Annotated in this window: 12 protein-coding genes; 3 read left to right on the plus strand and 9 right to left on the minus strand. The window is 45.3% G+C overall.

The genetic code is table 11. The annotated features are described in order from the left end of the window. Positions 1-103 precede the first annotated feature (103 nt). From ACFOEK_RS12840 to ACFOEK_RS12865, 6 genes are all read right to left on the minus strand, one after another. Entirely contained in the window at positions 104-1,399 is a 1,296-nt protein-coding gene (locus ACFOEK_RS12840; protein WP_386721565.1) for a hypothetical protein, read from the minus strand. Positions 1,400-1,576: 177 nt separating this feature from the next. Then, positions 1,577-2,374 (minus strand): CDP-diacylglycerol--serine O-phosphatidyltransferase, encoded by a 798-nt coding sequence (pssA, locus tag ACFOEK_RS12845; protein ID WP_386721567.1) that lies wholly within the window; start codon positions 2,372-2,374, stop codon positions 1,577-1,579. A gap of 136 nt (positions 2,375-2,510) precedes the next feature. Beyond that, a complete protein-coding gene (gene ilvC, locus ACFOEK_RS12850) occupies positions 2,511-3,530 on the minus strand; it encodes a ketol-acid reductoisomerase (RefSeq protein WP_386721569.1) in 1,020 nt (339 codons plus the stop codon). A 118-nt stretch (positions 3,531-3,648) separates the two neighbouring features. Then, complete coding sequence (ilvN, locus tag ACFOEK_RS12855) at positions 3,649-4,140, minus strand: acetolactate synthase small subunit (protein ID WP_386721571.1); 492 nt, start codon at positions 4,138-4,140, stop codon at positions 3,649-3,651. After that, positions 4,140-5,858 carry an acetolactate synthase 3 large subunit gene (locus ACFOEK_RS12860; protein ID WP_386721573.1) on the minus strand — a complete coding sequence of 573 codons (1,719 nt, stop codon included), beginning with the start codon at positions 5,856-5,858 and terminating at the stop codon, positions 4,140-4,142. Before ACFOEK_RS12860 ends, ilvN begins: the two co-directional genes overlap by 1 nt. A gap of 53 nt (positions 5,859-5,911) precedes the next feature. Next, positions 5,912-6,085 (minus strand): hypothetical protein, encoded by a 174-nt coding sequence (locus tag ACFOEK_RS12865; RefSeq protein WP_386721575.1) that lies wholly within the window; start codon positions 6,083-6,085, stop codon positions 5,912-5,914. 189 nt (positions 6,086-6,274) lie between these two features. On the opposite strand from ACFOEK_RS12865, the gene ACFOEK_RS12870 reads away from it, so the two are divergent. Both ACFOEK_RS12870 and ACFOEK_RS12875 read left to right on the plus strand, forming a co-directional pair. Continuing rightward, positions 6,275-6,715 carry a DUF4124 domain-containing protein gene (locus ACFOEK_RS12870; RefSeq protein WP_386721577.1) on the plus strand — a complete coding sequence of 147 codons (441 nt, stop codon included), beginning with the start codon at positions 6,275-6,277 and terminating at the stop codon, positions 6,713-6,715. A 172-nt stretch (positions 6,716-6,887) separates the two neighbouring features. Then, entirely contained in the window at positions 6,888-7,964 is a 1,077-nt protein-coding gene (locus tag ACFOEK_RS12875) for an alpha/beta fold hydrolase (protein ID WP_386721579.1), read from the plus strand. Positions 7,965-8,075: 111 nt separating this feature from the next. Here ACFOEK_RS12875 and clpB read toward each other — a convergent pair whose 3' ends face one another. The 3 genes from clpB to rluD form a co-directional block, all read right to left on the minus strand. Beyond that, positions 8,076-10,649: an ATP-dependent chaperone ClpB gene (gene clpB / locus ACFOEK_RS12880; RefSeq protein ID WP_386721581.1), complete on the minus strand. Its 2,574-nt coding sequence runs from the start codon at positions 10,647-10,649 to the stop codon at positions 8,076-8,078. Between the two features lie 130 nt (positions 10,650-10,779). Beyond that, a complete protein-coding gene (pgeF, locus tag ACFOEK_RS12885) occupies positions 10,780-11,532 on the minus strand; it encodes a peptidoglycan editing factor PgeF (protein ID WP_386721583.1) in 753 nt (250 codons plus the stop codon). 41 nt (positions 11,533-11,573) lie between these two features. After that, complete coding sequence (rluD, locus tag ACFOEK_RS12890) at positions 11,574-12,521, minus strand: 23S rRNA pseudouridine(1911/1915/1917) synthase RluD (RefSeq protein ID WP_386721585.1); 948 nt, start codon at positions 12,519-12,521, stop codon at positions 11,574-11,576. A gap of 149 nt (positions 12,522-12,670) precedes the next feature. On the opposite strand from rluD, the gene ACFOEK_RS12895 reads away from it, so the two are divergent. After that, positions 12,671-13,504 (plus strand): outer membrane protein assembly factor BamD, encoded by an 834-nt coding sequence (locus tag ACFOEK_RS12895; RefSeq protein WP_386721961.1) that lies wholly within the window; start codon positions 12,671-12,673, stop codon positions 13,502-13,504. The last annotated feature ends 25 nt before the right edge of the window (positions 13,505-13,529 follow it).

Below are 13,529 nucleotides of genomic sequence, written 5' to 3' on the forward strand. Positions count from 1 at the left end.
GAAATCACGCACTGAAAAAGACAATCCCAACAAAAGGCACGCTCCTAAAACGCAAAAAGACGAGCAATGCTCGCCTTTTTTATAATGCGCACACGATATTAATTTAGAACAACCCCAAGCTTGCATCGGTGTATCGCGTGCTGTGCCTAGGCAAACCGTTATTTACTGCTTCCTTTAAATCCAAATTGATTCCACCGGTAGGAATATTTAAATAAAACCCTTTACCCGCATTCATAATTCCTTCCACATACTCACCATTCGTTAACGGATCATTTGGGTCAGCAGGAATAAACAGATCAGTTCGCCAAGGTAAACTTTCGACCTGGGCACCCAAAAACATACCTCTTGCCTGATCACCATTACCTATATCTAATGTTTGATACTTATCCAAAGGGAAACAGGTTTCGATTCCTGCTACTTGGCAGTCACTCGTATATAGATCGATATCCCCCCCTGTACAACTACCCAAGAAATTTCGACTGGTACAGGTTGTCGTTGCCCCCGAGTCGGGAGGCGCAAATAAGTCCATCGATGTTTTTAGTAGAAACCAATTCAACACTCCCACATCACTGGCATCCACTCGGAAGTTTGTTCCATCCTCTACTCCAATATGGGTCGCACGATAGTCGAGTTTCTGCCCAGGATTAGGGTCATTAGGCCCTTGCTGTAATACAGCACGCGTCGATAACTTACTATCACCCAAAAGAATCGGCGCCACATATTTCAAAAGAATACCAAAGAAGCCATCCGGATCCTGGGTACCTAAAGCTTTCGCTGTATCTTCAATAATTACATCTAGATTACCAGATAAGGATTTAATATCCGTAGTAAACGCCCCCGAAGCGCCACCAAAGCCAAGCCGAAAACCGGCAATACTTTGAACACCATTTTCTTCTTTAAAAGCAAACTCAATAAATGGATCTCTTACTGAAAATGGCATAGGAGCCCCTGCATCAGACATCGTAAACTGTTCGCCAGTCTGAGGATTAATGGGAAATTTATCAGGGTCTGGTTTTGGGTAACCATCACTGCCATAAACAATATCGCCTTGGCTATTCACTTGATAATAGTCATGCGGATTAAAGTATTTCCCTAACGCCACATCACGCATATCGATGTCGGCACCAGAATTGGTAATATCACGCTCATCGCTGTATCGCCCCAATACAAGCTCATCTGCATTTAATATTGTCTCAATATCCATGCCTAAATTAATACGCGTGTATTTATATGTAGTCGTGTCCTGAACGATTGGATCAGGCTCGTCAATCGTAATAAATGCCTGTCCCGTTACAGATGAAAGAGCTTCATCTCCTAAGGGCATTAACTCAGCCTTACAAAGTTCAGCAAAAATCATTAAACAACCACAGATAACAAACTTAAAGCATGCATGAGTCATCATTGATCCTTTATTTTTATTGTTTTGACCAATGCTAAGCCACAGATCCATAGCCTCAATTGAAAAGAAATGACGCTTTCATGGACTTTCCGGACACCTTCCATTTATTTCAGGAATCCGTCGTAAAGAAACAAAAAAGGCGAGCCAATAGCTCGCCTTTTCACTAACAAAATAGACTTAGGGGGACTTACGCTTTTCCCAGAGCATCATGACAGGACCAGAAACAGCATAAATCATAAAGCCAACCCAAAGCACTCTGGCTGGATCAAGAGATACCAATGCGATTACCAACACCATTGAGATCAAAGCTATAAAAGGCACTTTGTTTTTTAAATCAAAGTCTTTAAAGCTGGTGTAACGAACATTGCTCACCATCAAAATACCCGCCACAGCAACAACAATGGCGGCAAACCAAGAGATGTCTGTACCATTAACTCCACTTTCAGAATAAGTCCAAACCATGCCCGCAACGATCGCAGCTGCCGCTGGACTAGCCAAGCCAATAAAATACTTCTTATCAACGATATCAATTTGTGTATTAAAGCGCGCTAGTCTTAATGCAGCACAAGCCACAAAGATAAAGGACGACACCCACCCCACCTGACCTAATGACTGCAGAGACCAAGTAAATGCCACCAATGCCGGCGCCATACCAAAAGCAACCATGTCAGACAGACTGTCATATTGAGCACCAAAATCACTCTGAGTATTGGTTAGACGAGCAACTCGACCATCCAATCCATCCAAGATCATGGCAACAAAGATTGCAATTGCTGCTTTCTCAAAGTGACCATTCATTGAAGCCACTACTGCATAGAACCCTGAAAACAGTGCCGCAGTGGTAAACATATTAGGCAACAGATAGACACCCTTGTGTCTTGCCTTCTTAACTTCTTCCTGAGTATTTTCTTCAGATGTTTCTACGCTTTCAGGAACGGACGCATCTGTTTCTTTTTGATCTTCCAACTTAGACATATTCACTACCCCAAAAAATATCCCGTCAATTTTAGGGAAATTTCGATGACAAGCCAATGAAGAAAAACGTATTTCCTTTCAGGCATAAAAAAAGCGCGGTATCAAAACCGCGCTTTTGAGACTGCAAAATCAGAACTTAGTTCTTCTCTTGGTCAACGATTTTGTTCGCTGCAATCCAAGGCATCATCTCACGTAGCTTACCACCAACCTGCTCAATTGGGTGAGCAGCGTTGTTACGACGCCATGCTGTCATCTCTGGGTAGTTAGACTGACCTTCTAAGATGAATTTCTTAGCATAAACACCGTCTTGAATGTCTTTCAACGCAGCGCGCATTGCTTTACGAGACTCTTCATTGATTACGCGAGGACCAGTAACGTACTCACCGTACTCAGCGTTGTTAGAGATTGAGTAGTTCATGTTCGCGATGCCACCTTCGAACATTAGGTCTACGATCAATTTCAACTCGTGAAGACACTCGAAATATGCCATTTCTGGAGCATAACCAGCTTCAGTAAGAGTTTCGAAGCCCATTTTAACAAGCTCAACAGCACCACCACAAAGAACTGCCTGCTCACCGAACAAGTCAGTTTCAGTTTCATCTTTGAATGTAGTTTCGATGATACCAGTACGACCACCACCTACGCCTGACGCATAAGAAAGCGCTACGTCTTTCGCGTTACCAGAAGCATCCTGGAAAATAGCGATAAGATCAGGAATACCACCACCACGAACAAATTCAGAACGGACAGTGTGACCAGGTGCTTTAGGAGCGATCATGATTACGTCTAGATCTTTACGAGGAACGATCTGGTTGTAATGGATTGCGAAACCGTGAGCAAATGCAAGCGTCGCACCGTCTTTCAAGTTTGGCTCAATGTCTTGCTTATAAAGCTGAGATTGGAACTCGTCCGGAGTCAAGATCATAACAAGATCAGCTTGAGCTACAGCATCTGCAACATTGTCCATAACCTGAAGGCCATGTGCTTCCGCTTTAGCAATTGAAGATGAACCTTTACGTAGAGCAACAGTTACATCCACACCTGAATCCTTAAGGTTACATGCGTGCGCATGACCTTGAGAACCGTAACCAACGATAGTTACTTTCTTACCTTTGATGATCTCGATGTTACAATCTTTATCGTAATAAACTTGCATGGTATTCCTCGATTTTTCAGTCGCCGAGCCTAATAAAGCCCGGCATTGTATAGTCTTTTTCTACCGACGTCAGCCTACTGCTCAAAATAACGCCAGCAGAAGTGTTTTATAGCCGACCTTATAGGCCCAGCACCTTCTCACCACGTGCAATGCCAGACACACCTGAACGAACCACTTCAAGAACAGATGCGTTACCAATGGCCTGGATAAATGCGTCTAACTTTTCAGACGTACCTACCACTTGAATGGTGTACACAGAGGGTGTCATATCAATGATTTGGGCGCGAAAAACATCCGCCGTACGCTTAATCTCAGCACGCTGCGCACCTGACGCACGAACCTTGATCAACAACAGTTCACGCTCTACGTGAGCACCTTCGGTCAAATCAACCAACTTAACCACTTCCACCAGCTTGTTTAACTGCTTGGTGATTTGCTCGATCACTTTGTCTGAACCAATGGTCGTAACCGTCAAACGAGATAATGTCGGATCTTCTGTTGGAGCTACCGTTAAGGTTTCAATGTTGTAGTTTCTCTGAGAGAACAAACCAACAACACGCGACAACGCACCCGGCTCATTCTCCAGTAATACTGAAATAATGTGTCTCATTAGGTACGCTCCGTCTTACTCAACATCATATCTCTCATTGATCCAGTCGGTACCTGCATTGGGTATACATGTTCAGTCGGATCAACCATTACATCCATAAATACCAGACGATCTTTCATTGCAAAGGCTTCCGTCATTGCATCTTCAAGATCACTTAGCTTTTCAATACGCATCGCCACATGACCATACGCTTCAATCAACTTCTGGAAGTCAGGCAAAGATTCCATATACGAATGAGCGTGACGCGCTTCGTAGTTCAAATCCTGCCATTGCTTAACCATACCCAACGCCTGGTTGTTCAAGTTAAGAATTTTCACTGGCAAGTTGTATTGCTTACAGGTTGATAGCTCCTGAATATTCATCTGGAAACTACCTTCACCCGTAACACAAACTACATCGTTGTCTGGATAATTCAGTTTAATTCCCATAGCCGCAGGAAGACCAAAGCCCATCGTGCCCAAGCCACCTGAGTTAATCCAACGGTTCGGCTTATCAAACTTGTAGTACTGCGCAGCAAACATCTGATGCTGCCCTACGTCAGAAGTAACGTAAGCATCACCTTTGGTAACTTTATGCAGAGTTTCAATGGCTTGCTGAGGCTTAATAAACTCACTTTCAGTGCTATAGCGCATACCGTGATAAGCTTTCCACTCATCAACCTGACGCCACCAGCTTGCCAACGCTTCTTTTTCAATTTCTTTCTTAGCAGATTTAACCAAGTCCAACATTTCATTCAAAACTTGATCTACCGGACCAACGATAGGTACATGCGCATCAATGGTTTTAGAAATCGACGCAGGGTCAATATCGACATGAACGATTTTTGCGTTTGGACAGAACTTCGCAGTGTTATTCGTTACCCGGTCATCAAAACGCGCACCAATAGCAATGATCAGGTCACTGTGATGCATGGTCATGTTCGCTTCGTAGGTACCATGCATACCCAACATACCAACATATTGGCGATCAGAAGCAGGATAAGAACCTAAGCCCATTAAGGTATTGGTAACAGGAACATCCAAAATCTTTGCTAATTCGGTAAGCTGCGCACTGGCCTTACCTAAAATAACCCCACCACCGGCATAGATGACCGGACGCTTAGCTTCAAAGATCATATCCACGGCTTTCTTGATTTGACCGGTGTGACCTTTAACTGCCGGGTTATAAGAACGTAACTTCACCTTGCTTGGGTAGCTGTACTCATAACGCTCATTTGGCAATGTCATATTCTTAGGAATATCGACAACTACTGGGCCTGGACGACCTGACTCAGCAATATAGAATGCTTTCTTTACGACCTCTGGGATCTCTTCCGGAGATTTCACAGACATGCTGTGTTTTACGATAGGACGAGAAACACCGATCATGTCGGTTTCCTGGAACGCATCTTCACCAATCAGATGAGTAGGAACCTGAGCAGTCAGCACAACCATAGGAATGGAATCCATATAGGCCGTAGCAATACCAGTAACCGTATTCGTTGCACCAGGACCTGAAGTCACAAGCACAACACCAGCTTTACCGGATGCACGCGCGTAACCGTCAGCCATATGTGTCGCTGCTTGCTCATGACGGACGAGCACGTGCTTCACATCAGACTGGCGATACAAAGCATCATAAATATGCAGGGCTGCACCGCCCGGATAACCATAAATATACTCTACGCCTTCGTCTCTAAGAGCACGAATAAGCATATCTCCGCCGGAAAGTAATTCCACCTTTGAGTCCTCTAACAAGAAATGTGCAAATTTTACACGAATTATTTTTACATTTACGCCGCTAACGCCAGCAGCGAAATCATATCTAGATGCACCACATTATCAAAGCAACGTACACAGCTGGTTCGGCCATCGTAAGGTTGCTCCGGTAACGCTTTTTTGGCGTTGTATCCTAAGTTTCTAGTGGTTGACCAAAAACCGGATTGGAGACAGGCTACATAAGCCATGCGGCTACTTGCTTATGTACCAGATGAGGTTTGATTCAGGGGGTTGCCCAATTATCTTGACTCATTTTGGAGCTGGATATTTTGACATCACTCGTATTAAAGTCAATAGAAGAAACCCTGTCTCTTGACTTATCAGGTATTTTTTTTAGGTTACACTAATATAGTCTTTAAATTTTCTGAGAAAAGAACATGAAAACAATAAAACCTTTTTCCTTAGCACTGCTGTTTACCTGCTTAACCTCACTGCCTTGTGTAGCAATAGCAGACACATACTACAAATGGGTCGATGAGAACGGCACCACACATTACGGCAATCAGCCTTCAAAAGTGTACGCCTCGACTCCGGTTCATACTTCAGGACAACATTCCGGGCCAACGTCATCGATGGCCCCCACAAAAAAATCGGAGCAACCCAGCAGCGAAGAGACCTCCAATGACGGCTCAGAAATATACGATGCGGAAGAGCTTGCAAACTACTGCAAAGGCATCAAAGAACGCCTAGACCTAATGATTGCTAAAAACCAAATCAAACAGAAAAACAAAGACGGCAGTGTAGTGATGCTGACCGAAGAACAACGCCAGCAGCAAATCTCTGATCTAAAAACAAAACTGGCCGACAAGTGTCAATAAACGACGAATTCCTGAAATACCGGACCTTACTCTTGAGTAAACCGTCCAAGTCGCTACCCTCTCTTCTCAGAAATGTGCACCGTTAGCCACTTTATGGCTAACGGCATCGCATCAAATTAGTTATTATTTCACCAATAACAAAAATAACAGGCTGCTACGAAGGAGCCATCTGATGATGAATAAAATACGAATAGCACTCCTATTTACCCTTTCAATCGCCTTCATTTCTGGTTGCTCCAGTTTCGGTTCAGCAATGAAAGCCAGCCCATCCGGCATTCACGCCATGGGATTAGCGACCATTAGCCAAGAAGACATCGAAGACGAGTACACTGATGAAGATTCCAAGTGGTACGCCTATAAAGGTCTGCGCGTTCACTATAAAGACAAAGGCGAAGGCGAACCGATCATTCTCTTGCACGGCATCATGTCTTCATTGCACACCTGGGATGACTGGGCCAAAACTCTAGAGAAAAACTACCGTGTTATCCGAATGGATTTGCCTGGGTTTGGTCTAACAGGCCCTCTAACAGAAGACATGAATTACGATAAAGATGAATTCATCACCTTCATCAACAGCTTTTCTCACATGTTAGAGCTTGAACAGTTTGCCCTCGCAGGTAACTCATTGGGCGGTTATATGAGTGCTCACTACGCTGCTGCCTATCCAGAGCGCGTATCGAAACTGGTTTTATTAGATCCGGTTGCCTACCCACAAGATGTTCCTTGGGTCATTCGCATGGCCAATATGCCTGGCATCTGGCACATTTCAAAGAAAGTCGTTCCACCTTTGATGGTCAGCATGAACGTCGAAGAAGTATACGGAGATAAGAACCGAATCAAACCTGAACACATGCGTCGATATGTTCAATTGAGCATGAGAAAAGGCAATCGTGAATCTTACGCCGAAGTTCTAAAGTTAATTTACGAGAAGAGCAAACCGGGACAAGAAGATTTCCCGTTCAACCGCATCCAAGCACCGACGCTATTAATGTGGGGCGAAGCAGACAAGTGGGTACCAACCTCGCAAATTCCTAATTGGGAGCGCGACATCACTAATACACAAACCATCGTCTACCCTGGCGTTGGACACGTACCGATGGAAGAAACACCTAAACAAACGGTGAAAGATCTTATTAAATTCCTAAAAGATGAGAATCCACAGCCGGTAAAAACCGAGGTTAAAACAGCCTCTAAAGAGGAAAGCCAAGAGCAACCAGCCACAGAAGTTGAACTAGCCCCAGCCGCTTAATACTCTTTTACCCTCACACTCAATTTACTGCCAAATAAAAAAGGCCTGAATGACTACAAGATTGCTAGGGTCATCAGGCCTTTTTTAGTGGTTAATTATTGGTTAATGGGATTATTTTGAGAAACTGACCTTATCCTCCTGAATTTCGGCCTTAATCACATCACCCGGTATAAACTCACCACTCAGCAAGGCTTCCGCCAATGGATTCTCAAGATAACGTTGTATTGCACGCTTCAACGGACGAGCGCCATAAACAGGATCAAAACCAGCTTCACAGATCGTCGACATTAACTGCTCGGATAACTCCAGCTTCATATCTCGATCAGCCAAACGCTGATACAAACGCTCCAACTGAATACTGGCAATACCGGCAATTTGTTCCCGACCTAACGCATGGAACACCACAGTTTCATCGATACGATTAATAAACTCTGGACGGAAATGCTGACCTACTACCTCCATAACCAGCGTTTTCATTTCTTCGTAGTCTAACTCATCAGTCCGACCTTGAACCACTTCAGAGCCTAGGTTTGAGGTCATCACAATCACGGTATTGCGGAAATCGACCGTCCTGCCTTGGCCGTCAGTTAAGCGCCCATCTTCCAACACCTGGAGCAGAATATTGAAGACATCTGGATGTGCCTTTTCAACTTCATCCAATAACAACACTGAATACGGCTTACGACGTACCGCTTCCGTCAGATAACCACCCTCTTCATAACCAACATAGCCAGGAGGGGCACCAATCAAACGTGCGACCGAGTGTTTCTCCATAAATTCAGACATATCAATCCGAACCATGGCATCTTCCGTATCAAATAAGAAGGCCGCAAGTGACTTACACAGTTCCGTCTTACCGACACCGGTCGGCCCTAAGAACAAGAACGAGCCATTCGGACGATTAGGGTCGGCAAGACCAGCACGAGAACGACGCACCGCATTAGAAACAGCCATGACCGCCTCATCTTGTCCAACTAAGCGTTCGTGCAAGGCATCTTCCATTCGCAGCAATTTCTCACGCTCCCCTTCCAGCATTTTGGATACAGGAATACCGGTCCAACGAGAGATTACCTCCGCTATCTCTTCTTCAGTAACTCGATTACGGAGCAAGGTTTTCTCTTCCGATTGCGCCTTACTCGCACGCTCCAACTCTTTTTCAAGCATTGGAATGGTGCCGTATTGCAACTCTGACATCAGTGTAAGATCACCATTACGACGCGCCGTTTCGAGATCAATCCGCGCTTTTTCCAAGTCGGCTTTTACTTGATGTTCACCCTGCAATGAGGCTTTTTCTGCCAGCCACACTTCTTCCAGATCCGCATACTCTTTCTGAACACGGTTGATGGTGTTCATCAACTCTTCCAAACGCTTCTTGGACGCCGGGTCACTTTCTTTCTTCAAGGCTTCTGCCTCAATCTTCAGCTGAATCAAGCGACGCTCAAGACGGTCTAAGTTTTCAGGCTTGGAGTCAATCTCCATACGAATACGACTGGCTGCCTCATCCACCAAATCAATCGCCTTATCCGGCAACTGGCGATCTGCAATATAACGATGAGAGAGTTTCGACGCCGCGATGATCGCTGAATCAGTAATCTCCACACCATGGTGAACTTCATAACGTTCTTTTAAACCGCGAAGAATGGCGATGGTATCTTCTTCTGTAGGCTCATCCACCAACACCTTTTGGAAGCGACGCTCAAGCGCCGCATCTTTCTCAATATATTGACGGTATTCATCCAGTGTCGTCGCTCCCACACAATGCAGTTCGCCTCGCGCCAAGGCAGGCTTCAGCATATTTCCTGCATCCATAGAGCCTTCACTCTTACCAGCGCCCACCATGGTATGAAGCTCATCAATGAACAGAATGATTTGACCTTCCTGTTTCGCCAGCTCATTCAAAACAGCCTTTAAACGCTCTTCGAACTCGCCTCGATATTTAGCCCCTGCAACCAAAGACCCCATATCCAAAGAAAGAACGCGCTTATTCTTCAAGCCATCCGGAACTTCGTTATTAATGATACGCTGCGCCAAACCTTCAACAATAGCGGTTTTACCGACGCCCGGCTCACCAATCAACACAGGGTTATTCTTACGACGACGCTGAAGCACCTGAATCGTGCGACGAATTTCATCATCGCGGCCAATAACCGGGTCCAACTTTCCTTCTTCCGCTTTCTCAGTCAAATCTACCGTGTACTTATCCAGCGCCTGTCGCTGATCTTCTGCTTCTGGACTTTTCACAGACTCCCCCCCACGCACGTCATCAATGGCTTTTTGCAAAGCCTCTTTGGTCAGACCCGCTTTCTTCAGGATTTCACCCAAACGACCTTTATCCTCAAGCGCCGCCAATAGAATCAATTCACTGGAAATGTATTGGTCATTTTTCTGCTGGGCTAATTTATCAGCACGATTCAATAAGCGCCCCATGTCATTGGACATGTGCACATCGCCATCACTGCCTGAGATGGTAGGCAACTGCTGCAAATGCTCTTCAAGACCGGATTTAACGGCAGACACATCACCGCCTGCTTTTTGGATCACAGGGGCAAGTGAATTATTGGAATCTTGCAATAAAGCCTGCATCAAATGCACAGGCTCGATAAAGTTATGATCACGGCCAATCGCAAGAGACTGAGCATCCGACAAGGCCACTTGCAACTTACTGGTTAATCGATCAATTCGCATAAAAACTATTCCTCAATAAGAAGCCAGTCACGTTAGATCATTAGAATAGGACGTCCTGACTTATTGTTTTCTTGAGAAATAGATAGGGGCAGTTAGGGAGGGTTTCAAGAGCAACAACCACCAGAAGTGATTATTTTTTGATCCATATCATAGAGGCCATACGCCCGGTCGTACCTTCTCTTCGGTAAGAATAAAAGCGATCATCCTGCCAGGTACAGTACTGACCACCATAGATGTCAGTGACGCCCACATGATTCAGCCGCAATCGCGCCAACTCATAGAGGTCTGCATAGTATTTGCCTCGCGACATATAATCGGGATGAAACGCTTTGTCTGCAGCCAAATCATGTTCGATAAACTCCCGACGAACTTCTGGCCCCACTTCAAAGTAGTGGCGGCTGATCGCTGGCCCCAACCACACCATCAAGGTTTCAGGAGTTAACCCCAACGACTCGATGGTCGCTTCCAGAATACCGGATGCCAAACCTCGCCATCCAGCATGAGCCACCGCTACTTTTGAGCCTGCCTTATCGGTAAAAAAGACCGGCAAACAATCGGCTGTCATCACCACACAAGGCACATTGGGTCGATCCGTTTTAACCGCATCCCCCTCCCGTACCTTGCCATCATCTTCCGCATCCACCACATGTATGCCGTGCACCTGATTCAGCCATTGACCCACATACTTTAAACCAGCCAGATGAAGAAACTTGGCGCGATTCTTAACCACACAAGAAGGATCATCACCCACATGATCCCCCATATTCAGAGATTCATACGGGGCGTCACTAAAACCGCCATAGCGCGTACTCACACACGCTTTAATATGCGCTGGAGCTGGCCAGTCCGCCCAAATCAAGCTGTCTTTTGATTGTTCCGACATCATCAAACCCCGCCCATGTGAATACTTGCTTACCTTATGAGCTATTGCTCTTCAGACAAACAAGCCAAAAGATTTAACATATCATCAGGCAAATCAATTTCCCACGCCATATCATCACCGGTTCTCGGATGAATTAACTCCAAGCGTTTGGCATGAAGCGCTTGACGACCAAAGCCTCTGACCATTTCCAGCAACTGCTCAGATGCTCCTTTTGGCACTCTCATTCGCCCGGCATATACGGCATCACCAATCAAAGGGTACCCCAGATGCGACATATGCACGCGAATCTGGTGGGTTCGACCAGTCTCTAGTTTTAAACGCAGATGAGTATGATGCTTAAAACGCTCTAACACTCGATAATGTGTAACTGCTGGCTTCCCGGTTGCAACCACCGCCTGTCGTTTACGATTCACAGGGTGACGACCGATGGGCTCATCAACAACGCCGCCGCCCGTCATTACGCCCTGAACGACAGCTTCATATTCACGCCCCATCTCACGCGTTTGCAACTGATCAACCAAATCGTTCTGAGCTTCAATATTCTTTGCGATCACCATCAAGCCCGAGGTATCCATATCCAAACGATGCACAATCCCGCAACGCGGCACCACTTCTATGCCAGGATAGTGATACAAGAGCGCATTTAGCAGAGTACCATCATAATGACCTGCGGCCGGATGCACGACCAAACCAACTGGCTTATTAATCACCAAGATATCATCATCTTCATAAACGACATCTAACGGAATATCCTCTGCCGCCCATTGATTCACATCTTCCAACTCAGCTGAGATAGCAACTTGCTCACCTCCCCACAGTTTCTCTTTTGCTTTTAAGTTCTTTCCATCTACCGTCAATTCCCCAGACTTAATCCAGCCCTGCAAACGAGAACGAGAGTACTCTTCAAACAATTGAGAGGCTATTTGATCCACCCGCTGACCAGCCATGGATTCAGGAACAGTAAGTGATTCTTCAATTTGGCGAGACATACCTATTTTGATTACCTTTTACTACGCAACTTTTTCAATGACACCAGATCTAATATTCCGCAAAAACCCAACCAAATCACTGTAACCCCTGGCTGATGTATGCTTAAATGCTTGGCCTAAAGTCTCATTATATCTATTGCCCGTCTATGATGTTAAAAAGATTCGCTTTCGTTCTATTATTTTTTTCCATACTCACTGGTTGCGCCAGTGACGAAAAAAAGCCCGATGAGCCCGAAAAAACCGAACTTGAGTATTACAGCGATGCTCAAGAGCTCATGGATACCGAACAATATTTCCAGGCCATTAAAGAATTATCTGCCCTAGAAAACTTCTATCCCTTTGGTCGTTATGCCGAACAAGCCAAACTTGAGCTCATGTTTAACTACATGGAATTGGACGATCACACCAATGCTCATGCTACCGCAGAACGTTTTCTAAGACTGCACCCTCGTCATCCAAAGGTTGATTACGCGTATTATGTGCGCGGTCTTTCCACTTATTATATGACGCGAGGTTTCTTCGATGCCTTTGTAGCGATAGACCGCGCAGAACGCGACATGGCCATTATGGAAGACGCATTTAGAGAGTTTAACGACTTCCTAAATCGCTTTCCGAACAGCCCATACGCAGCCGACGCACGTCAGCGCATGATCCATTTACGAGATTACCTGGCTAAGCATGAAGTGTATGCTGCGCGCTATTTGATTCGTCGCCAAGCCTTTGCTGCAGCAGCCAACCGGGGACAGTTCATTGTTTCACGTTTCCAAGGCAGCAGCGTTGTTCCTGAAGGTCTTGCCATTATGATCGAGTCATATCAGAAACTCGGTTTAAACAATCTGGCTAATGATACCCTCCAAGTCTTGGTAACAAACTATCCAGACTATCCGAAGCTTGACGGCAACAAGCAACTCGTCATTGAAGACGTACATTCCAACGATCAACGTTCGTTCTTAAATATCCTGACATTTGGACTGCTCGGTTAGTCTAACCAAGAACATTACGAAACAA

The organism is Litoribrevibacter euphylliae (genome assembly GCF_042646085.1).
GTDB classification, from domain to species: domain Bacteria; phylum Pseudomonadota; class Gammaproteobacteria; order Pseudomonadales; family Litoribrevibacteraceae; genus Litoribrevibacter; species Litoribrevibacter euphylliae.